This window comes from Streptomyces sp. NEAU-W12, assembly GCF_026242095.1.
GTDB lineage: Bacteria > Actinomycetota > Actinomycetes > Streptomycetales > Streptomycetaceae > Streptomyces.
On sequence record NZ_JAPJDM010000016.1, the window covers coordinates 59,066 to 81,065 of the forward strand.

The window sequence follows — 22,000 nt, forward strand, 5'->3', positions numbered from 1 at the left end:
CGGGGCCGGCCGCGCGGCCTGCGCGCGGGCGGGGGGGGGCGGGGGGGGTGGGGGGGGGGGGGGGGGGGGCGGGCCCCCCGGCCCCCCCCACCCCGGGACATGCCCAGCTCGCGCGGCACCCCGAGACCATGTCATGGCCGCCCGCCCTTCGACCGAGCGCGAGGCGGCCCGAGAGGGAGTACGAGAAGGTGGCAGCACTCAAAAAGGGACGCAACGCGAGCGCCACGAGCAAACCGTGGCGCTCGCTGGCCCTGATCCTGATCGCCATCGTGGCGCTCACCGGGGGAATGTTCGCCTCGGGGCACACCACTCCGCGTCTGGGCATCGACCTCGCCGGCGGCACCAGCATCACGCTGGCGGCCGTCCCCGAGGCCGGCCAGGAATCCGCGATCAACCCGACCAACATGGCGACCGCGGTCTCCATCATGGAGCGTCGCGTCAACGGCCTCGGTGTCTCCGAGGCCGAGGTCCAGACGCAGGGCGACCGCAACATCATCGTCAACATTCCCAAGGGCACCAACTCCGAACAGGCCCGGGAACAGGTCGGCACCACCGCCAAACTCTACTTCCGTCCGGTCGTCGCCACCGAGCTCGCCGCGGGCGGTGCCGCTCCCACGCCGAGCGCCACCGGTGACACATCCGCCGAGGACGAGGGCGACAAGGCCACCGACGGCGCGAGCGAGGAGGCCGCGGACAAGACCACCGACGAGGGGTCCTTGCCCGCCTCCACCAGCCCGTCGGCGAGCGCCACCACCCAGGGCCGTGCGGTCACCGAGGCCCTGAGGGCCGACCCCACCCCGTCCGCGACCGCCAGTGGTTCGGCCGAGGCCGGGGCCAGCCCCTCCGCACCCGCGGCGGACGGCGCCGCCGAGACCGACAACGAGCTCCAGGCCCAGTACGCCGCGCTCGACTGCACCAAGGCGAGCGTCCGCGCCACCGCCGGTGACGGCACCAAGGCCACCGACTCGACCGTGGCCTGCGGCCAGAACTCCCAGGGCCAGTGGCAGAAGTACATCCTCGGCCCCGCCGCCGTCGACGGCACGGACGTCGACGACGCCCAGGCGATCCTCAACACGCAGACCGGTGCCGGCTGGACCGTCACCATGGACTTCACGGACGAGGGCAGCAAGAAGTTCGCCGACGTCACCGGCCGGCTCGCCCAGAACCCGTCCCCGCAGAACCAGTTCGCCATCGTCCTGGACAACGAGGTCGTCTCCGACCCGTACGTCAGCCAGGCCCTCACCGGCGGCAACGCGGAGATCTCCGGCAACTTCACCCAGAAGTCGTCCGAGGAACTCGCCAACATGCTGTCCTACGGCGCCCTGCCGCTGACGTTCCGCGAGGACAGCGTCACCACCGTCACCGCCGCGCTCGGCGGCGAGCAGCTCGAGGCCGGCCTGATCGCCGGCGCGATCGGCATCGCCCTGGTCGTCCTGTACCTGCTGCTCTACTACCGCGGTCTGTCGTTCATCGCCATCATCTCGCTGCTGGTGTCCGCCTCCCTCACCTACGTGATCATGGCGCTGCTCGGCCCGGCCATCGGCTTCGCGCTGAACCTCCCGGCCGTCTGCGGCGCCATCGTCGCGATCGGCATCACGGCGGACTCGTTCATCGTGTACTTCGAACGGGTGCGGGACGAGATCCGGGAGGGACGCGTCCTGCGCACCGCCGTGGAGCGTGCCTGGCCGCGCGCCCGGCGCACCATCCTGGTCTCCGACTTCGTGTCCTTCCTCGCCGCCGCGGTGCTCTTCGTCGTCTCCGTCGGCAAGGTCCAGGGCTTCGCGTTCACGCTCGGCCTGACCACGCTGCTCGACGTCGTGGTGGTGTTCCTGTTCACCAAGCCGCTCCTGACCCTGATGGCCCGCCGGAAGTTCTTCGCCGGCGGCCACAAGTGGTCGGGCCTGGACCCGAAGGCGCTCGGGGCGAAGCCCCCGATCCGCCGCACCCGCCGACCCTCCGCCCCCGCCCCCGCCCAGACGAAGGAGGCGTGAGAGATGTCGAAGCTCGGTCAGCTCGGCGCCCGGCTGCACCACGGTGAGGTCGGCTACGACTTCATCAAGAACCGCAAGCTCTGGTACGGCGTCTCCATCCTGATCACCGTCCTGGCCATCGCCGGCCTGGCGGTACGCGGCCTGCACATGGGCATCGAGTTCCAGGGCGGGGCGGTCTTCACCACCCCGAAGAACATGAGCGCCTCGGTCTCCCAGGCCGAGGAGTACGCGGAAGAGGCCTCCGGCCACGACGCCATCGTCCAGAAGCTCGGTGACGGCAGCCTGCGCATCCAGATCGCGGCCATCGACACCAGCACCTCGGACAGGATCAAGACGGCGCTCTCCGAGGACCTGGGCGTCGAGGCGGAGCAGATCAACGCCGACCTGGTCGGACCCAGCTGGGGCGAACAGATCGCCAACAAGGCCTGGCAGGGTCTCGGCATCTTCCTGGTCCTGGTCGTGATCTATCTGGCGATCGCCTTCGAGTGGCGCATGGCCCTCGCCGCGTTCATCGCGCTGATCCACGACATCACCATCACCGTCGGCGTCTACGCCCTCGTGGGCTTCGAGGTCACACCGGGCACGGTGATCGGTCTGCTGACCATCCTCGGCTATTCGCTCTACGACACGGTCGTGGTGTTCGACAGCCTCAAGGAACAGACCAGGGACATCACCAAGCAGTCCCGCTGGACCTACAGCGAGATCGCCAACCGCTCCATCAACGGCACCCTGGTCCGTTCCGTCAACACCACGGTGGTCGCGCTGCTGCCGGTGGCGGGCCTGCTGTTCATCGGTGGCGGTGTCCTCGGCGCCGGCATGCTGAACGACATCTCGCTGTCCCTGTTCGTCGGCCTCGCCGCCGGCGCCTACTCGTCGATCTTCATCGCCACCCCGCTCGTCGCCGACCTCAAGGAACTCGAGCCGTCGCTGAAGTCCCTGAAGAAGCGCGTCCTGGCCAAGCGCGCCCAGGGCACCGGAACGGACGACGAGCCGAGTCGGGCCCGGGTACCCGGCGACGGCCACGACGACGGGCCGGACGACGCCGCTGCCGTCGTCGTCGGCCCCCGCGACCAGTCCGCCTCCCGCGGCCACGGCCGCGGCCGACCTTCGGGAAAGCGCCGATGACCGAACTCACCGATGTCTCCGCACTGCTGCTGAGCCGCATCCGGGACGTGGCGGACTACCCGGAGCCGGGCGTGATGTTCAAGGACATCACCCCGCTCCTGGCCGACCCGGCGGCGTTCGGCGCCCTCAGCGACGCCCTCGCGGAGATCGCCGGACGCACCGGCGCGACCAAGGTCGTCGGCCTGGAGGCCCGCGGTTTCATCCTCGGCGCCCCGGTCGCCGTCCGCGCCGGCCTCGGCTTCATCCCCGTACGCAAGGCGGGCAAGCTCCCCGGAGCCACGCTCAGCCAGGCGTACGACCTGGAGTACGGCTCCGCCGAGATCGAGGTGCACGCCGAGGACCTCGCCGCCGGCGACCGCGTCCTGGTGATCGACGACGTGCTCGCCACCGGCGGCACCGCCGAGGCGTCGGTCCAGCTCATCCGCAGGGCGGGCGCCGAGGTCGTGGGCCTGGCCGTGCTCATGGAGCTCGGCTTCCTGGGTGGCCGGGCGCGCGTGGAACCGGCCCTGGCCGGCGCTCCGCTGGAGGCACTGCTCACGATCTGACGAGCGGCCCGGAACGCCGTTCCCCGGCTCCGCACGAGGCGGGACGGGCGTGACGGACACCGCGCGGGCGGGCACCGGGGGAATCCGGTGCCCGCCCCGTGCGTTTCACCGGGAAACGGTCCGGACACCGGTCCGAAGGAGATCCGCCGACCCGGGATGGCTACCATGGGGGCTCCGGAACCTGACCTGGGGACCCGGACCGCGTACGAGGAGTCCTCTTGGCAGACGAGGCCCAGCACCTGACCGCAGACAAGCCCGAGTCCGGCTCGGCTGCCGCGGCCAAGCCCGTGCCGAGCACGCCCCACGCGAAGAACGACCCGCGCGGGCCGGTCCAGCACGCCCAGGCCGCCGCCGCCGAGAAGCCCGAGCAGCCACGCCCCAAGCCGTCCCCCACTTCCGGCCCCGCCCGCGCGGGGGGACCTCCGTCGCCCGACCGCTCCGCCCCCGCGGTCCGCCCCAACAGCGGGCAGCCGTCCCGTTCCGGCTCCTCCAACCGCGTCCGCGCCCGGCTCGCCCGGCTCGGTGTCCAGCGCGCCAACCCGTACAACCCGGTGCTGGAGCCGCTGCTGCGGATAGTGCGCGGCAACGACCCCAAGATCGAGAACTCCACGCTCCGCCAGATCGAGAGCGCCTACCAGGTCGCCGAGCGCTGGCACCGCGGCCAGAAGCGCAAGAGCGGCGACCCGTACATCACACACCCGCTCGCCGTCACCACCATCCTCGCCGAGCTGGGCATGGACCCGGCCACCCTGATGGCCGGCCTGCTGCACGACACGGTGGAGGACACCGAGTACGGGCTGGAACAGCTCCGCCGGGACTTCGGCGACACCGTCGCCCTGCTGGTCGACGGCGTCACCAAACTGGACAAGGTCAAGTTCGGCGAGGCCGCGCAGGCCGAGACCGTGCGCAAGATGGTCGTCGCCATGGCCAAGGACCCCCGTGTCCTGGTCATCAAGCTCGCCGACCGCCTGCACAACATGCGCACCATGCGCTACCTCAAGCGCGACAAGCAGGAGAAGAAGGCGCGCGAGACCCTGGAGATCTACGCGCCGCTCGCCCACCGGCTGGGCATGAACACCATCAAGTGGGAGCTGGAGGACCTCGCCTTCGCGATCCTCTACCCCAAGATGTACGACGAGATCGTCCGCCTGGTCGCCGAGCGCGCCCCCAAGCGCGACGAGTACCTGGCGATCGTGACCGACGAGGTCCAGCAGGACCTGCGCGCGGCCCGCATCAAGGCGACCGTCACCGGCCGTCCCAAGCACTACTACAGCGTCTACCAGAAGATGATCGTCCGCGGCAGGGACTTCGCGGAGATCTACGACCTGGTGGGCATCCGCGTCCTGGTGGACACCGTCCGCGACTGCTACGCGGCCCTCGGCACGGTGCACGCGCGGTGGAATCCGGTCCCCGGCCGGTTCAAGGACTACATCGCGATGCCCAAGTTCAACATGTACCAGTCGCTGCACACGACGGTCATCGGCCCCGGCGGCAAGCCGGTCGAGCTGCAGATCCGCACGTTCGACATGCACCGCCGCGCCGAGTACGGCATCGCCGCGCACTGGAAGTACAAGCAGGAGGCCGTCGCCGGCGCCTCGAAGGTGCGCACCGACGTCGCCCCGGGCAGGTACGGCAAGGCCGACAAGGAATCCGCCGCCGTCAACGACATGGCGTGGCTGCGGCAGCTGCTCGACTGGCAGAAGGAGACCGAGGACCCCGGCGAGTTCCTGGAGTCCCTGCGCTTCGACCTGTCCCGCAACGAGGTCTTCGTCTTCACCCCCAAGGGCGACGTCATCGCGCTCCCCGCCGGAGCCACCCCGGTCGACTTCGCCTACGCGGTCCACACCGAGGTCGGCCACCGCACCATAGGGGCCCGGGTCAACGGCCGGCTCGTACCGCTCGAGTCGACCCTGGACAACGGCGACCTGGTGGAGGTCTTCACCTCCAAGGCGGCCGGCGCGGGCCCCTCCCGGGACTGGCTCGGCTTCGTCAAGTCACCGCGTGCCCGCAACAAGATCCGCGCCTGGTTCTCCAAGGAGCGCCGGGACGAGGCGATCGAGCAGGGCAAGGACGCCATCGTCCGCGCGATGCGCAAGCAGAACCTGCCGATCCAGCGCATCCTCACCGGCGACTCGCTGGTCACCCTCGCGCACGAGATGCGCTACTCGGACATCTCCGCGCTGTACGCGGCGATCGGCGAGGGCCATGTCGCCGCGCAGAACATCGTCCAGAAGCTGGTGCAGGCCCTCGGCGGCGAGGAGGCGGCCACCGAGGAGATCGACGAGTCGGTGCCGCCGGCCCGCGGCCGGGGACGCAAGCGCCGTTCCAACGCCGATCCCGGGGTCGTCGTCAAGGGCGTCGACGACGTCTGGGTCAAGCTGGCCCGCTGCTGCACACCGGTCCCCGGCGACCCGGTCATCGGCTTCGTCACCCGTGGCAACGGCGTCTCCGTCCACCGCAACGACTGCGTGAACATCGACTCGCTGTCCCGTGAGCCCGAGCGCATCCTCGAGGTCGAGTGGGCGCCCTCCCAGTCCTCGGTGTTCCTCGTCGCCATCCAGGTCGAGGCACTGGACCGCTCCCGGCTGCTCTCGGACGTCACCCGTGTGCTGTCCGACCAGCACGTCAACATCCTCTCCGCGGCCGTCCAGACCTCCCGCGACCGCGTCGCCACCTCCCGCTTCACCTTCGAGATGGGCGACCCGAAGCACCTCGGGCACGTCCTGAAGGCGGTACGGGGCGTGGAGGGCGTCTACGACGTGTACAGGGTGACCTCGGCCCGCAACCGGACGTAGGGGCCGTCCGGCCCCGGCGCACGACACGGCACGACAGAGGGGCTCCCGCACACGCGGTACGGGAGCCCCTCTGACCTCGCGGTGGCCGTGACGGTGACGGCGGTCCTCAGCCGCCGAACTCCTGCAGCCCCTTCAGAGCCTGGTCCAGGAGTGCCTGGCGGCCCTCCAGCTCACGCTCGAGCTTCCGGGCCCTGGCGTCGTTGCCCTGCGCCCGTGCCTGCTCGATCTGGCCCTTCAGCTTGTCCACGGCTGCCTGGAGCTGACCGGTCAGGCCCTCGGCCCGCGCGCGTGCCTCCGGGTTGGTCCGGCGCCATTCGGCCTCCTCGGCCTCCTGCATGGCCCGCTCGACGGTGTGCATCCGGCCCTCGACCTTCGGCCGGGCGTCCCGCGGCACATGGCCGATGGCCTCCCACCGCTCGTTGAGCGCGCGGAACGCGGCGCGGGCGGCCTTCAGATCCGTGATCGGCAGGAGCTTCTCCGCCTCCCCGGCCAGCTCCTCCTTGAGCTTGAGATTCTCCGTCTGCTCCGCGTCACGCTCGGCGAAGACCGAGCCGCGAGCGGCGAAGAAGACGTCCTGGGCGCCGCGGAAGCGGTTCCACAGGTCCTCCTCGTGCTCACGCTGGGCACGGCCCGCGGCCTTCCACTCCGACATCAGGTCCCGGTAGCGCGCCGCCGTCGCACCCCAGTCCGTCGACTTCGACAGCGCCTCGGCCTCGGCGACCAGACGTTCCTTGGTCTTGCGGGCCTCCTCGCGCTGCGCGTCCAGGTGCGCGAAGTGCTGCTTGCGCCGCTTGGAGAACGCCGACCGCGCGTGCGAGAAGCGGTGCCACAGCTCGTCGTCGGACTTGCGGTCCAGCCGCGGCAGGCCCTTCCAGGTGTCCACCAGCGCCCGCAGCCGCTCACCGGCCGCCCGCCACTGGTCCGACCCCGCCAGCTCCTCCGCCTCGGCGACCAGCGCCTCCTTGGCCTGGCGCGCCTCGTCGGACTGCTTCGCCCGCTGCGCCCTGCGCTCCTCGCGCCGGGTCTCCACCAGCTCCACGAGCTTGTCCAGCCGCACCCGCAGGGCGGCCAGGTCACCGACCGCGTGATGGGCGTCGACCTGCTCGCGCAGGTGCCCGATCGCCGCCATGGCGTCCTTCGAGGACAGGTCGGTGGTCTTCACCCGCTTCTCGAGGAGGCCGATCTCCACAACCAGGCCCTCGTACTTGCGCTCGAAGTAGGCCAGAGCCTCCTCGGGGGAGCCCGCCTGCCAGGAACCGACGACCTGCTCTCCGTCGGCCGTACGCACGTACACGGTCCCCGTCTCGTCGACGCGGCCCCACGGGTCGCTGCTCACAGCGCCTCCTCCACATGATGCCTGCGGGGGATCTGCTGCCCCCGGGCATCGTCCACAGTTTTCGTCACGGTCAATCTAGGCGACCGACGGGATGCCTGTCCGCATCCCGCGCGACCGAAATTCCGCAGTGAGACGGTCAGGATTTGCTGACGGTCGCCTTGTCGATGACGACCGTCGCGTTGGGGGCTCCGTCACCCGCTCCGGTGCTGTCGCCGGCCTCGGCGATCTTCTTCAGGACCTTCAGGCCGTCCGCCGAGACGGTGCCGAACGGCGTGTAGCTCGGCGGGAGCGGGCTGTCCTCGTACACCAGGAAGAACTGGCTGCCGCCGCTGTCCTTCTGCCCGGTGTTCGCCATGGCGACGGTGCCCGCCGGGTAGGTGTCGTCCTTGAGGCTCTTGTCCTTCAGGTTCTCGTCCGGAATCGTGTAGCCGGGGCCGCCGGTGCCGGTGCCCGTCGGGTCACCGCACTGCAGCACGTAGATGCCGTTGGTGGTGAGCCGGTGGCACGTGCTGTGGTCGAAGTAGCCCTCACCGGCGAGGAACGCGAACGAGTTGACGGTGTGCGGGGCCGCCGACGCCTTCAGCTCCATGTCGATCGTGCCGCAGGTCGTGTCGAGCGTCATCGTGTACTTCGCCGACTCGTCGATGGACATCGCCGGCTCCTTCTTCCAGGTCTTCGAGGCGACCTTGCCCTCCGCCGGCTTCTCGCACGGATCGGGCGCCCTGCTCGGCGCCTCGGCGCTGGGCGTGACCTCCGCACTCGCGTCGGACCTGCCCTCGTCCTGGTCGAACGCCCCGGCCGTGTACAGCCCGAGGCTGCCGACCAGGACCACACCGAGGGCGGACGCGATCACCGAGTTGCGGATCCGCGACTTGCGGCGTGCCTCGGTACGCCGCTGCTGCTGCCGCAAGAACTTCTCCCGGGCGAGCTGACGCCGCCGCTGCTCCTGGCTGACCACCGGGTTACTCCTCATGCCTCTCGTGTGCCGACCGATATACGCGTGCGGGCGGCGGGCCGACTGACTGCGTGTGCCCCGTACCGTATATGGGTTGGCTGAGGAAACGGCAGCGCCGGTAGGCTCTGACCACGGGCGCGAGTCCCGTGGCAAGTCTCCCGTACCGACACAACGAAGGACGAACGTGCTCATTGCCGGGTTCCCCGCCGGGGCCTGGGGGACGAACTGTTATCTCGTCGCCCCCGCCGCCGGTGAGGAGTGCGTGATCATCGACCCCGGCCACCAGGCCGCCCCCGGAGTCGAGGAGGCGGTCCGCAAGCACCGGCTGAAGCCCGTCGCCGTCGTCCTCACCCACGGCCACATCGACCACGTGGCCTCGGTCGTCCCCGTGTGCGGCGCGCACGACGTACCGGCCTGGATCCACCCCGACGACCGGTACATGATGAGCGACCCCGAGAAGGGCATCGGCCGCACCATCGGCATGCCGCTCATGGGCGAGCTGAGCGTCGGGGAACCGGCCGACGTCAAGGAGCTGGCCGACGGAGCCGAGCTCGACCTGGCCGGGCTGCAGCTGACGGTCGCGCACGCACCGGGCCATACCAAGGGGTCGGTGACCTTCGGCCTGCCCGAGGCGGCGGACATCCCGCCGGTGCTCTTCTCGGGCGACCTGCTGTTCGCCGGCTCCGTCGGACGCACCGACCTGCCCGGCGGTGACATGGCCGACCTGCTCGACTCGCTGGCCCGCGTGTGCCTGCCGCTCGACGACCCGACCGTGGTGCTGTCCGGACACGGCCCCCGGACGACCATCGGCCAGGAGCGCGCCACCAACCCGTATCTGCGGCAGGTGGCGGCGGACCGCCAAGGACGCGGCGCCGCCGGCGCCCCCCGACGAGGAATGTGACAAGACCTTCCGTGAGCACCTTCAAGGCCCCCAAGGGCACCTACGACCTGATCCCGCCGGACAGCGCCAAGTACCTCGCCGTCCGCGAGGCCATCGCCGCTCCGCTGCGCGGCTCCGGCTACGGCTACATCGAGACGCCCGGCTTCGAGAACGTCGAGCTGTTCGCGCGCGGTGTCGGTGAGTCCACCGACATCGTCACCAAGGAGATGTACGCCTTCGAGACCAAGGGCGGCGACCGCCTCGCCCTGCGGCCCGAGGGCACGGCCTCCGTGCTGCGCGCGGCCCTCGAGGCCAACCTGCACAAGGCGGGCAACCTCCCGGTCAAGCTCTGGTACTCCGGCTCGTACTACCGCTACGAGCGACCCCAGAAAGGCCGCTACCGTCACTTCTCCCAGGTCGGAGCGGAGGCGATCGGGGCCGAGGACCCGGCGCTCGACGCCGAGCTGATCATCCTGGCCGACCAGGCGTACCGCTCCCTGGGACTCAGCGCGTTCCGCATCCTGCTGAACTCCCTGGGCGACAAGGAGTGCCGTCCCGTCTACCGGGCCGCGCTCCAGGACTTCCTGCGCGGTCTCGACCTGGACGAGGACACCCTGCGCCGCGCGGAGATCAACCCGCTGCGCGTCCTGGACGACAAGCGCGAGACGGTGCAGAAGCAGCTGACCGGCGCCCCGCTGCTGCGTGACTACCTGTGCGACGCCTGCAAGGCGTACCACGAGGAGGTCCGCGAGCTGGTCACGGCCGCCGGCGTCGCCTACGAGGACGACCCCAGGCTGGTGCGGGGACTGGACTACTACACGCGCACCACCTTCGAGTTCGTCCACGACGGTCTGGGCTCCCAGTCCGCGGTGGGCGGCGGCGGCCGCTACGACGGTCTCTCGGAGATGATCGGCGGACCCGCGCTGCCGTCCGTCGGCTGGGCGCTCGGCGTCGACCGCACCGTGCTGGCCCTGGAGGCGGAGGGCGTCGAGCTCGAACTCCCGGCCACCACCAGCGTGTTCGCCGTCCCGCTCGGCGAGGAGGCCCGCCGGGTGCTGTTCGCCAAGGTCACCGAACTGCGCAAGAACGGCGTCGCCGCCGACTTCGCCTACGGCGGCAGGGGCCTGAAGGCGGCGATGAAGGCGGCCAACCGCTCGGGCGCGCGCTACGCCCTGGTGCTCGGCGAGCGCGATCTCGCCGAGGGAGTCGTCCAGCTCAAGGACATGGAGTCCGGCGAGCAGACCGCGGTGGGCGTCAACGAGATCGTGGCCGAGCTGGAGGCCCGGCTCGGCTGACTCCCGTCCTCGCCCTGACGCGCACGAAGGCGCCGGTGTGCCCCAGAGGCCCCGGCGCCTTCGTCGTCGGTGGCGTCGCCGTGTCAATTCCCCGGACGTCGATTCCCCCGCCCGGGGACTTAGGCTGGAGTGTATGTACGGCCGGAGCACATACTGCGGCCGAAACCGTACACCTGCGGTGACTGTCCGTACGGTCTTATGGCCAGTGGGCGGTGAACCCACGGTCACGTGCGGCACAATGACCCTGCCCGAAGCAGGTCCACACTCTCCAGTGACGGAATCGGCGTGATGAGCAAGACGACAGTGAAGGACGTTTCCACCGAGCCCGATCCCGCTCCGGGGCCCGCCGCCGGGCCGCCGCGCGAGGGCGCCGGCCGTGCGTTCGCCCTGCTGCTGGTCGTCACCGGCGCCGCCGGTGTCCTGGCCGCGTGGATCATCACACTGGACAAGTTCAAACTGCTCGAGGCCAAGGTCAGGGGCGAGACCTTCGTTCCCGGCTGCAGCCTCAACCCGGTGGTCTCCTGCGGCAGCGTCATGGAGAGCGACCAGGCGAGCGTCTTCGGCTTTCCCAACCCGATGCTGGGCCTCGTGACCTACGGCATCGTCGTCTGCGTGGGCATGAGCCTGCTCGCCGGGGCACGCTTCCCGCGCTGGTACTGGCTCACCCTCAACGCGGGCACCCTCTTCGGTGTCGTCTTCTGCGCCTGGCTGACGGTCCAGTCCCTGTACCGGATCAACGCCCTGTGCCTGTGGTGCTGCCTGGCCTGGGTCGCCACCATCATCATGTTCTGGTACGTCACGTCGTTCAACGTCCGCAAGGGCTTCCTGCCCGCCCCTGGCTGGCTGAAGAGCTTCTTCGGCGAGTTCACCTGGGTCATGCCCGTGCTGCACATCGGCATCATCGGCATGCTGATCCTGACCCGCTGGTGGGAGTTCTGGACCAGCTGACCGCCCCGGCCGCACCGGCCCCGGGGCCGCAGGAACCGCACCGGCCCCGGGGCCGCAAGGACCGCACCGACCGCGCGAGCCGCGCTGTCGGTGCGGTCCTTTAGGGTTTCGGTGTGGAGCCCGACCTGTTCACCGCCGCAGCCGAAGAACGCCAGGAGAAGGACCCGACCGGCAGCCCCCTCGCCGTCCGGATGCGCCCGCGCACCCTCGACGAGGTGGTGGGCCAGCAGCATCTGCTGAAGCCCGGCTCGCCCCTGCGCCGGCTGGTCGGCGAGGGCGCCTTTGGCCCCGCGGGCCCGTCCTCGGTGTTCCTGTGGGGGCCGCCCGGCACCGGCAAGACGACCCTGGCCCACGTCGTCTCCCAGGCCACCGACCGGCGTTTCGTCGAACTGTCGGCGATCACCGCGGGCGTCAAGGAGGTCCGCGCGGTCATCGACGGCGCCCGCCGCGCCTCGGGCGGGTACGGCAAGGAGACCGTCCTCTTCCTCGACGAGATCCACCGCTTCAGCAAGGCGCAGCAGGACTCCCTGCTCCCCGCGGTCGAGAACCGCTGGGTCACGCTGATCGCCGCGACCACCGAGAACCCCTACTTCTCGGTCATCTCCCCGCTGCTGTCCCGCTCGCTCCTGCTCACCCTCGAACCCCTCACCGACGACGACATCCGGGACCTGCTCCACCGCGCGCTCGGCGACGAGCGGGGCCTGAAAGGCGCCCTCACCCTCCCCGAGGACACCGGCAGCCACCTGGTGCGCATCGCCGGCGGGGACGCCCGCCGCGCCCTGACCGCCCTGGAGGCCGCGGCGGGGGCCGCGCTGGACAAGGGCGAGACGGAGATCTCCCTGGCCACCCTGGAGGAGACGGTCGACCGGGCCGCAGTGAAGTACGACCGTTCCGGAGACCAGCACTACGACGTCGCCAGCGCTCTGATCAAGTCCATTCGCGGCTCCGACGTGGATGCCGCCCTGCACTACCTCGCCCGGATGATCGAGGCCGGTGAGGACCCCCGCTTCATCGCCCGCCGCCTGATGATCTCCGCCAGCGAGGACATCGGCCTCGCCGACCCGCACGCCCTGCAGACCGCGGTCGCCGCCGCCCAGGCCGTCGCCATGATCGGCTTCCCGGAGGCGGCCCTCACCCTCAGCCACGCCACCATCGCCCTCGCCCTCGCCCCCAAGTCCAACGCGGCCACCACCGCGATCGGCGCCGCCCTCGACGACGTCCGCAAGGGACTGGCCGGGCCCGTGCCGGCCCACCTGCGCGACGGGCACTACCAGGGCGCGGCCAAGCTGGGCCACGCCCAGGGGTACGTGTACCCGCACGACCTCTCCGAGGGCATAGCCCAGCAGCAGTACGCCCCGGACGCCCTCAAGGACCGCGCGTACTACGAACCCACCCGGCACGGCGCCGAGGCGCGGTACGCCGACGCGGTGGAGTGGACCAGGAAGCACCTCGGTCGGAAGCAGCCGTGAGCACCCTGTAGAATCTGCCGAAGCTGCGTCCCGCGTCCGGATACCCGCAAGGGAAACCGGCACCACCAGAGCGGGACATCCAGCCGGAGACCCGCCCCCCCGGGGGCAGGGAATCCAGGAGCGTCGCGCACCGTCGAACGGTGTCGCGGGCAGCCCACCACCACCCGGACGTCCGGGACCGGCCGGTGGGCCACTCGCGTGCTGCACGTATGTGCCCAGACCAGGGGAACGGCTGCCCGGCAGGTCCGTCACGGACCCGCGGGGTTTCCCCGGCTGCGGATGCGACCTCCCCTAACCCTGGTGAGCCGACAAAACGAAGGTGAAAGAGACAGTGGCGAATCAGTCCCGCCCCAAGGTCAAGAAGTCGCGTGCCCTCGGTATCGCGCTGACCCCGAAGGCCGTCAAGTACTTCGAGGCCCGCCCCTACCCGCCGGGCGAGCACGGCCGCGGCCGCAAGCAGAACTCGGACTACAAGGTCCGTCTGCTGGAGAAGCAGCGTCTGCGCGCCCAGTACGACGTCAGCGAGCGCCAGCTCGTCCGCGCGTACGAGCGTGCCGCCAAGACGTCGCTCAAGACCGGTGAAGCGCTCGTCATCGAGCTCGAGCGCCGCCTCGACGCCCTGGTCCTGCGTTCGGGCATCGCCCGCACGATCTACCAGGCCCGCCAGATGGTCACCCACGGCCACATCCAGGTCAACGGCAAGAAGGTCGACAAGCCCTCCTTCCGCGTCCGCCCGGACGACGTCGTGCAGGTCCGTGAGCGCAGCAAGGACAAGACGCTGTTCACGATCGCCCGCGAGGGTGGCTTCGCCCCCGACGGCGAGACCCCGCGCTACCTCCAGGTGAACCTCAAGTCCCTGGCGTTCCGCCTGGACCGTGAGCCGAACCGCAAGGAGATCCCGGTGATCTGCGACGAGCAGCTCGTCGTCGAGTACTACGCCCGCTGACCCCGGCAGGCACGCGGTACCCCAGCCCGCCCGGGGGGGCCCCCCCCCCCCCCGGGGGCCCCCCGCGGGGGGGGGGGCGGGGGCCCCCCCCCCGCCGCCCCCCCCCGCGCGGGGGCCCCCGCCGGGCGGGCTGCTGCGTGGCCGCCCCGGCAGCCGCCTGCGCACGGTCGTGCCCGGTGCCGAAGCGGCCGCCGCGGCTCCGGTCCCGGCCCCGTGCGGCGCCCGGCGCACCGCCTCGTCCCGGCCGGGCCGCGTCCCCGCGCCGGGCGTTAATCCGGTACGGAGTCCTGCCGGCGGCGCGATAGGCTCGGTGCACGATTCTCTCGATGTTCAGGCATGTCTCTCAGGGAGCAGGTGCGCACAGTGTCCGGTGGAGAGGTGGCCGGAATCCTGGTGGCCGTGTTCTGGGCGATCCTGGTCTCCTTCCTCGCCGTCGCGCTGGCGAGGCTGGCCCAGACGCTCCGGGCGACCACCAGGCTCGTGGCGGACGTGACCGACCAGGCCGTCCCGCTGTTGGCCGACGCCTCCACCGCGGTGCGCTCCGCGCAGACCCAGATCGAGCGGGTCGACGCGATCGCCTCCGACGTCCAGGAGGTCACTTCCAACGCCTCCGCCCTGTCGACCACCGTCGCCTCCACCTTCGGCGGCCCGCTGGTCAAGGTCGCCGCCTTCGGCTACGGCGTGCGCCGGGCCGTCGGCGGCCGTAAGGAGGACGCGTCCGCCAGGCAGGCGTCCGACAGGACCGAGCCCGCGAAGGCGCCGGGCCGCACCGTGATCGTGGGCCGCACCGTCCCGGGCACGCGGCGGGCGAGGCGCACCCGGGGAAAGAAGGACTGACCCAGCGATGTTCCGCCGTACGTTCTGGTTCAGCACCGGCGTCGCCGCAGGTGTGTGGGCCACCACCAAGGTCAACCGGAAACTGAGGCAGCTGACGCCCGAGAGCCTCGCCGCGACCGCGGCGAACAAGGCGATCGAGACCGGCGGCCGCATCAAGGACCGGGCGGCGGACTTCGCCCTCGACGTCCGCGACCACATGGCCCGGCGCGAGGCCGAACTCGGCGACGCCCTCGGCCTCGGCGCCCCCGTCGACCGGGAACTCCCGCGGTCCGGCCGGTACGCCGCCCTCGAGAACCGCAACAGCCCGAAGACCAACCCGCGGTACGCCGAGGGCTCGGCGTACCTGACGAACCCGTACAACCGGAATGAGGACCACTGATGGAGTCGGCCGAGATCCGCCGCCGCTGGCTGAGCTTCTTCGAGGAGCGCGGGCACACCGTCGTCCCTTCGGCGTCGCTCATCGCGGACGACCCGACTCTGCTCCTCGTCCCGGCCGGCATGGTGCCCTTCAAGCCCTACTTCCTGGGCGAGGTCAAGCCGCCCTTCGCGCGCGCCACCAGCGTCCAGAAGTGCGTCCGCACGCCGGACATCGAAGAGGTCGGCAAGACCACCCGGCACGGCACGTTCTTCCAGATGTGCGGCAACTTCTCCTTCGGCGACTACTTCAAGGAAGGCGCCGTCAAGCTCGCCTGGGAGCTGCTCACCAGCCCCCAGGACAAGGGCGGCTACGGCCTCGACCCCGAGCGCCTGTGGATCACCGTCTACAAGGACGACGACGAGGCCGAGCGCATCTGGCGCGACGTCGTCGGCGTGCCCGAGGAGCGCATCCAGCGCCTGGGCATGAAGGACAACTACTGGTCCATGGGCGTCCCCGGCCCCTGCGGTCCCTGCTCCGAGATCAACTACGACCGCGGCCCCGAGTTCGGCGCCGAGGGCGGCCCCGCCGTCAACGACGAGCGGTACGTGGAGATCTGGAACCTCGTCTTCATGCAGTACGAGCGGGGCGAGGGCATCGGCAAGGACAACTTCGAGATCCTCGGGGACCTGCCGAGCCAGAACATCGACACCGGTCTCGGCCTCGAGCGGCTCGCCATGGTTCTGCAGGACGTGCAGAACCTGTACGAGATCGACACCTCCATGGCCGTCATCGACAGGGCCACCGCCCTGACCGGGGTCCGCTACGGCGACGCCGAGGACTCGGACGTCTCGCTGCGCGTGGTCACCGACCACATGCGCACCTCGGTCATGCTCATCGGCGACGGCGTCACCCCGGGCAACGAGGGCCGCGGCTACGTGCTGCGCCGCATCATGCGCCGCGCCATCCGCAACATGCGCCTCCTCGGTGCCACCGGCCCGGTCGTCAAGGACCTGGTCGACGTCGTCATCGGCATGATGGGGCAGCAGTACCCCGAACTGATCACCGACCGCGAGCGGATCGAGAAGGTCGCCGTCGCCGAGGAGAACGCCTTCCTCAAGACGCTGAAGGCCGGCACCAACATCCTCGACACCGCCGTCACCGAGACCAAGCAGTCCGGTGGCACCGTCCTGTCCGGCGACCGGGCCTTCCTGCTGCACGACACCTGGGGCTTCCCGATCGACCTCACCCTGGAGATGGCCGCCGAGCAGGGCCTGTCCGTGGACGAGGACGGCTTCCGCCGGCTCATGAAGGAACAGCGGGAACGGGCCAAGGCCGACGCGCGGACCAAGAAGACCGGCCACGCCGACCTCGGCGCCTACCGTGAGATCGCCGACCGGGCCGGTGCCACCGACTTCACCGGCTACACCGCCACCGAGGGCGAGTCCACCGTCGTGGGCATCCTGGTCGACGGCGTCTCCTCACCGGCCGCCGCCGAGGGCGACGAGGTGGAGATCGTCCTCGACCGCACCCCGTTCTACGCCGAGGGCGGCGGCCAGATCGGTGACACCGGGCGGATCAGGGCCGACTCCGGTGCCGTCATCGAGGTCCGTGACTGCCAGAAGCCTGTGCCGGGCGTGTACGTCCACAAGGGCGTCGTCCAGGTCGGCGAGGTCACCCTCGGCGCCAAGGCCCACGCCTCCATCGACGAGCGCCGCCGCACGGCCATCGCCCGCGCCCACTCGGCCACCCACCTCACCCACCAGGCCCTGCGCGACGCCCTCGGCCCGACGGCCGCCCAGGCCGGTTCCGAGAACCAGCCCGGCCGCTTCCGCTTCGACTTCGGTTCGCCGTCCGCCGTTCCGACGGCCGTGATGACCGACGTCGAGCAGAAGATCAACGAGGTGCTCGCCCGCGACCTGGACGTCCGTGCCGACGTCATGGGCATCGACGAGGCCAAGAAGCAGGGTGCCATCGCCGAGTTCGGCGAGAAGTACGGCGAGCGCGTGCGTGTGGTGACCATCGGCGACTTCTCCAAGGAGCTGTGCGGCGGCACCCACGTGCACAACACCGCCCAGCTCGGCCTGGTCAAGCTGCTCGGCGAGTCCTCCATCGGCTCCGGTGTGCGCCGCATCGAGGCACTGGTCGGTGTGGACGCCTACAACTTCCTCGCCCGCGAGCACACCGTCGTCGCCCAGCTCCAGGAGCTGATCAAGGGGCGCCCGGAGGAGCTCCCGGAGAAGGTCTCCGCCATGCTCGGCAAGCTCAAGGACGCGGAGAAGGAGATCGAGAAGTTCCGCGCCGAGAAGGTGCTGCAGGCCGCCGCCGGTCTCGCCGCCTCCGCCAAGGACATCCGCGGCATCGCCGTGGTCACCGGCCGGGTCCCGGACGGCACCACCGCCGACGACCTGCGCAAGCTGGTCCTCGACGTACGCGGCCGCATCCAGGGCGGCCGGGCCGCCGTCGTCGCCCTGTTCACCACCGTGGGCGGCAAGCCCCTCACCGTCATCGCCACCAACGAGGCCGCCCGCGAGCGCGGTCTCAAGGCCGGTGACCTGGTCCGCGCGGCCGCCAAGACCCTCGGCGGCGGCGGTGGCGGCAAGCCGGACGTCGCCCAGGGCGGTGGCCAGAACGCGGCCGCCGTCGGCGACGCCGTCGACGCCGTCGAGCGGCTCGTGGCGGACACGGCCGAGTGAGCGACTCGATGCCTGACCCGTCGGGCGGCCCGGCGATGCGCCGCGGCCGCCGGCTCGCGATCGACGTCGGGGACGCCCGGATCGGGGTCGCCTCGTGCGACCCCGACGGGATCCTCGCCACCCCGGTCGAGACGGTTCCCGGCCGGGACGTCCCGGCGGCTCACCGGCGCCTTCGGCAGCTCGTCGAGGAGTACGAGCCGATCGAGGTCGTCGTAGGCCTCCCTCGTTCCCTCAAGGGGGGCGAGGGCCCCGCCGCGGTCAAGGTCCGCGGCTTCGCGCGGGAACTGGCCCGCGGGATCGCGCCGGTGTCCGTGCGCCTCGTCGACGAGCGCATGACGACGGTGACGGCGAGCCAGGGGCTGCGCGCCTCCGGTGTGAAGTCCAGGAAGGGACGCTCCGTCATCGACCAGGCCGCCGCCGTGGTCATCCTCCAGCAGGCCCTCGAATCCGAACGGGTGTCAGGCAACGCACCCGGTGAGGGCGTCGAAGTGGTGAGCTGATCGCGGTACGGTAACGTTCCGCGCGATGCGGTGGCGTTCGAACAGCCGCCGCTAAAGAGAGGCGGAACGGACGTCGGCCACCCCCACAGCCGCGTGACCGCCGCCTCGCGGCTCTAGGGGATCGATGACTGAGTATGGCCGGGGCCAAGGCTCCGCACCGTGGCATCCGGACGACCCGTTGTACGGGGACGGCGGGTGGACAGGGCAGCAGGGCCAGCAGGCCCAGCAGGGTCAGCAGCCCTCTTACGACGGCCAGGCGCAGCACTACCCGCAGCAGCCGCAGCAGCAGTACGGCGACTGGGGCACCGCCGAGCAGCAGGGCGGGTACGGACAGCAGCAGTACGCGCAGTACGACCAGCAGCAAGGTCACCAGCAGTACGACCAGCAGCAGTACGGCGAGCAGCAGTACGGCCAGCAGTACGCCCCCCAGCAGGCACAGCACCCGGACCGGCAGCACCCGGACGAGCAGCATCCGAACCAGCAGCATCCGGACCAGCAGCAGTACGACACGGGCGGCTGGCAGACCGGAGCCCCCGCCCACCCGCAGGACCCGTACGCGGCGGCCGGTCCCACGGACCCGTACGGTCAGCAGGGCGGGACGTACGGCGACCAGCAGTCCGACTACTACGCGACCCCCGACGCCTATCCGCCGCCGGAGCCGCCCGCCCGGCGCGGCGCCGAGCCCGGCCGGCAGCGGGAGCAGGACGCGGAACCGGAGTCGCGGACCGACTGGGACCCGGGGCCGGACCAGGGCGAACACGCCTTCTTCTCGGGCGACGACCAGGACGAGGACGACGAGCCGGGCGGTCGCGGCGACCGCCGGGGCAAAGGCGCCAGGGGCGGTAAGGGCGCCAAGGAAAAGAAGCGGCGCAGTGGGCTCGCCTGCCTCGTGGTGGTGCTGGTCCTCGGCGGCGGTGCGGCCGGTGTGAGCTATATCGGCTGGCAGTTCGTCAAGGATCGTCTCGGCAGCGCCCCGGACTTCGCGGGTGACGGCAACGGCGAGCAGGTGACCGTCACGATCCCCAAGGGGTCCGGCGGATACGCCATCGGCCAGGTGCTCAAGAAGGAAGGCGTCGTCAAGAGCGTCGACGCCTTCGTCGCGGCCCAGGCCGGCAATCCGCAGGGCAAGACGATCCAGGACGGCGTGTACACGCTCGAGCTGGAGATGTCGGCCGAGAGCGCGGTCGAGCTGATGCTCAGCCCGAAGAGCCGCAACAACCTGATCATCGCAGAGGGCAAGCGCAACGCCGAGATCTACAAGCTCATCGACGAACGCCTCGAGGTCGAGGACGGCACCACCGCGAAGGTTGCCGAGAAGGAGTGGGAGAAGCTCGGCCTGCCCGACTGGGCCGTGAACGACGAGGACGTCAAGGACCCGCTGGAGGGCTTCCTCTACCCGTCCAGCTATGCGGTGGGCAAGGGCGCGAAACCCGAGGCGGTGCTCAAGGAGATGGTGGGCCGGGCCGCCGACACGTACGAGGAACTGCAGTTCGAGGAGAAGGCCGGGAGTCTCGGTCTCGAAGGGCCGTGGGAACTGGTCACGGTCGCGAGCCTGGTGCAGGCCGAAGGCAAGACCCACGACGACTTCCGCAAGATGTCCGAGGTCATCTACAACCGCCTCAAGCCCACCAACACCGAGACGAACCAGCTGCTCCAGTTCGACTCGACCTTCAACTACCTGAAGGGCGAGAGCAACATCGACATCAGCGAGTCCGAGATCAACAGCAACAAGGACCCGTACAACACCTACACCAACAAGGGTCTGCCACCCGGACCCATCGGCAACCCCGGCAAAGACGCTCTTCAAGCGGCGTTGGATCCCACCGAGGAGGGCTGGATCTATTTCGTGGCCACCGACGGCGTGAACAAGACAGAATTCGCCAGGACGCACGACGACTTCCTGAAGCTGAAGGACAAGTTCAATGCCAGCTAGGGCCGGGGCGCTACGTGCGGCGGTCCTGGGCTCCCCGATCACCCACTCCCTCTCCCCGGTGCTGCACCGCACCGCCTATGCGGAGCTGGGCCTGGAGGGCCGGACGTACGACCGCTTCGACGTCGACGAGCAAGCCCTGCCGGGCTTCTTCGAGAAGCTCGGGGACGACTGGGCCGGACTGTCGCTGACCATGCCGCTGAAGCGGGCGGTGATCCCGCTGCTGGACGGGATCAGCGAGACCGCGGCCTCGGTCGACGCGGTCAACACCGTCGTTTTCACCGAGGACGGCCGCCGGACCGGCGACAACACCGACATCCCCGGCATGGTCGCCGCCCTGCGCGAGCACGGCATCGACAAGGTGGACACCGCCGCGATCCTCGGTGCCGGGGCCACCGCGTCGTCCGCGCTCGCCGCGCTCTCCCGGATCTGCGCCGGCGAGGTCGTCGTCTACGTGCGCAGCGCCGCGCGAGGCGCCGAGATGCGGCAGTGGGCCGAGCGCCTGGACGTGGCGGTGCGCATCGCCGACTGGGACGACGCCGAACGGGCCCTGCACGCTCCGCTGGTGGTCACCACCACCCCGGCGGGCGTCACCGACACCCTCGCCCGAGCCGTTCCCGAACGCCCGGCGGCCCTCTTCGACGTCCTCTACGACCCCTGGCCGACCGCCCTCGCGGCCCGCTGGTCGGCATACGGCGGTGCGGTGGTCGGCGGGCTCGACCTGCTGGTGCACCAGGCGGTGCTCCAGGTCGAGCAGATGACGGGGCGTGCACCGGCCCCGCTGGACGCCATGCGAAAAGCGGGGGAGCGGGCGCTCGCGGCCCGATAGGATCCCGTCCGGTTCCGCAGGGGGACGGAACCGGGGGAGGGACACGCGTTCATGTCCGCAGGCACGCCACTGGCGTCCTGGAAGGCTCGGATCTTCGAGTCCGTACGGGGCTTCCTGCCCGACCGGGTGCAGATCACGGTGCCGGCCCTGGTCGTTCTCGTCGTCGCCTCCTGGGCCGGCAGGACCGAGCGCAGGAGCGCACACCGGTGCGCCACCCGGGCGGGCCGGCCGGTCCACGCGGCCCCGTACGGACAGGGCGGCGGAGCCGACCACCTGGGCCGGTACGCGCCGCAGCCCGGCCGGCCGGGCCGTGGCGCCCGCCCCCCGCGCAGGTCACCGCGGGGCACAGCGGTGACCGGCTGCCCGGGGCCCGCGCACCCGGGCAGCCGGTACCGCTGTGCCCCGGCGCCGGTGGGCCTGCCGCCCCTCACCGCTCGTCCGACTGATGGACCGGCGACCGGACACGCCATCCGGACGTGGGAGGATCGGACGTGGCGGGCCGGGGCCGCGCACCCCGTCGCGCCGTAGCCGTACGCGACGGCGCGTGCGCAGGGCAGTACCGGGCGCG

The 22,000-nt window shown here is 70.9% G+C and carries 18 protein-coding genes; 16 read left to right on the plus strand and 2 right to left on the minus strand.

Annotated features, from left to right (window positions below):
* Nucleotides 1-188: 188 nt before the first annotated feature.
* The 4 genes from secD (at nucleotide 189) to ORI94_RS21010 (ending at nucleotide 6,456) form a co-directional block, all read left to right on the plus strand.
* Nucleotides 189-1,991: a protein translocase subunit SecD gene (gene secD / locus ORI94_RS20995; protein WP_266077935.1), complete on the plus strand. Its 1,803-nt coding sequence runs from the start codon at nucleotides 189-191 to the stop codon at nucleotides 1,989-1,991.
* Between the two features lie 3 nt (nucleotides 1,992-1,994).
* The gene (secF, locus tag ORI94_RS21000) at nucleotides 1,995-3,116 is read left to right on the plus strand and encodes a protein translocase subunit SecF (RefSeq protein WP_266077937.1); all 1,122 of its coding nucleotides are present in this window, start codon (nucleotides 1,995-1,997) and stop codon (nucleotides 3,114-3,116) included.
* Nucleotides 3,113-3,661, plus strand: coding sequence for an adenine phosphoribosyltransferase (locus ORI94_RS21005; protein WP_042174106.1), 549 nt, complete (start codon nucleotides 3,113-3,115; stop codon nucleotides 3,659-3,661). Before secF ends, ORI94_RS21005 begins: the two co-directional genes overlap by 4 nt.
* A 218-nt stretch (nucleotides 3,662-3,879) precedes the next feature.
* Complete coding sequence (locus ORI94_RS21010) at nucleotides 3,880-6,456, plus strand: RelA/SpoT family protein (RefSeq protein WP_266077940.1); 2,577 nt, start codon at nucleotides 3,880-3,882, stop codon at nucleotides 6,454-6,456.
* Nucleotides 6,457-6,562: 106 nt separating this feature from the next.
* On the opposite strand, the gene ORI94_RS21015 is transcribed toward ORI94_RS21010, so the two are convergent.
* Together ORI94_RS21015 and ORI94_RS21020 are read right to left on the minus strand one after the other, a co-directional pair.
* Complete coding sequence (locus ORI94_RS21015) at nucleotides 6,563-7,792, minus strand: DUF349 domain-containing protein (protein WP_266077942.1); 1,230 nt, start codon at nucleotides 7,790-7,792, stop codon at nucleotides 6,563-6,565.
* Between the two features lie 136 nt (nucleotides 7,793-7,928).
* Complete coding sequence (locus tag ORI94_RS21020) at nucleotides 7,929-8,750, minus strand: peptidylprolyl isomerase (protein WP_266078180.1); 822 nt, start codon at nucleotides 8,748-8,750, stop codon at nucleotides 7,929-7,931.
* Between the two features lie 181 nt (nucleotides 8,751-8,931).
* Here ORI94_RS21020 and ORI94_RS21025 point away from each other — a divergent pair, with 181 nt between their 5' ends.
* The 12 genes from ORI94_RS21025 to ORI94_RS21080 all read left to right on the plus strand — a co-directional run bounded on the left by ORI94_RS21025 (nucleotide 8,932) and on the right by ORI94_RS21080 (nucleotide 21,960).
* Nucleotides 8,932-9,648 carry an MBL fold metallo-hydrolase gene (locus ORI94_RS21025; protein WP_266077944.1) on the plus strand — a complete coding sequence of 239 codons (717 nt, stop codon included), beginning with the start codon at nucleotides 8,932-8,934 and terminating at the stop codon, nucleotides 9,646-9,648.
* Between the two features lie 11 nt (nucleotides 9,649-9,659).
* Nucleotides 9,660-10,922: a histidine--tRNA ligase gene (gene hisS / locus ORI94_RS21030; protein ID WP_266077946.1), complete on the plus strand. Its 1,263-nt coding sequence runs from the start codon at nucleotides 9,660-9,662 to the stop codon at nucleotides 10,920-10,922.
* 288 nt (nucleotides 10,923-11,210) lie between these two features.
* A complete protein-coding gene (locus ORI94_RS21035) occupies nucleotides 11,211-11,870 on the plus strand; it encodes a vitamin K epoxide reductase family protein (RefSeq protein WP_266077948.1) in 660 nt (219 codons plus the stop codon).
* A 113-nt stretch (nucleotides 11,871-11,983) separates the two neighbouring features.
* Entirely contained in the window at nucleotides 11,984-13,339 is a 1,356-nt protein-coding gene (locus ORI94_RS21040) for a replication-associated recombination protein A (RefSeq protein WP_266077950.1), read from the plus strand.
* A 331-nt stretch (nucleotides 13,340-13,670) separates the two neighbouring features.
* Nucleotides 13,671-14,285, plus strand: coding sequence for a 30S ribosomal protein S4 (rpsD, locus tag ORI94_RS21045; RefSeq protein WP_042174091.1), 615 nt, complete (start codon nucleotides 13,671-13,673; stop codon nucleotides 14,283-14,285).
* Nucleotides 14,286-14,621: 336 nt separating this feature from the next.
* Nucleotides 14,622-15,122, plus strand: coding sequence for a DUF948 domain-containing protein (locus ORI94_RS21050; protein WP_176726233.1), 501 nt, complete (start codon nucleotides 14,622-14,624; stop codon nucleotides 15,120-15,122).
* 7 nt (nucleotides 15,123-15,129) lie between these two features.
* Entirely contained in the window at nucleotides 15,130-15,501 is a 372-nt protein-coding gene (locus tag ORI94_RS21055) for a hypothetical protein (protein ID WP_266077954.1), read from the plus strand.
* Nucleotides 15,501-18,173, plus strand: coding sequence for an alanine--tRNA ligase (gene alaS / locus ORI94_RS21060; protein WP_266077956.1), 2,673 nt, complete (start codon nucleotides 15,501-15,503; stop codon nucleotides 18,171-18,173). The genes ORI94_RS21055 and alaS overlap by 1 nt, the downstream gene beginning before the upstream one ends.
* 35 nt (nucleotides 18,174-18,208) lie before the next feature.
* A complete protein-coding gene (ruvX, locus tag ORI94_RS21065) occupies nucleotides 18,209-18,673 on the plus strand; it encodes a Holliday junction resolvase RuvX (RefSeq protein WP_266078182.1) in 465 nt (154 codons plus the stop codon).
* A 124-nt stretch (nucleotides 18,674-18,797) separates the two neighbouring features.
* Nucleotides 18,798-20,606, plus strand: coding sequence for an endolytic transglycosylase MltG (mltG, locus tag ORI94_RS21070; RefSeq protein ID WP_266077958.1), 1,809 nt, complete (start codon nucleotides 18,798-18,800; stop codon nucleotides 20,604-20,606).
* Nucleotides 20,596-21,432, plus strand: a complete 837-nt coding sequence (locus tag ORI94_RS21075; protein ID WP_266077960.1) for a shikimate dehydrogenase — start codon at nucleotides 20,596-20,598, stop codon at nucleotides 21,430-21,432. The genes mltG and ORI94_RS21075 overlap by 11 nt, the downstream gene beginning before the upstream one ends.
* 51 nt (nucleotides 21,433-21,483) lie before the next feature.
* Nucleotides 21,484-21,960 carry a hypothetical protein gene (locus ORI94_RS21080; protein WP_266077962.1) on the plus strand — a complete coding sequence of 159 codons (477 nt, stop codon included), beginning with the start codon at nucleotides 21,484-21,486 and terminating at the stop codon, nucleotides 21,958-21,960.
* Nucleotides 21,961-22,000 lie beyond the last annotated feature (40 nt).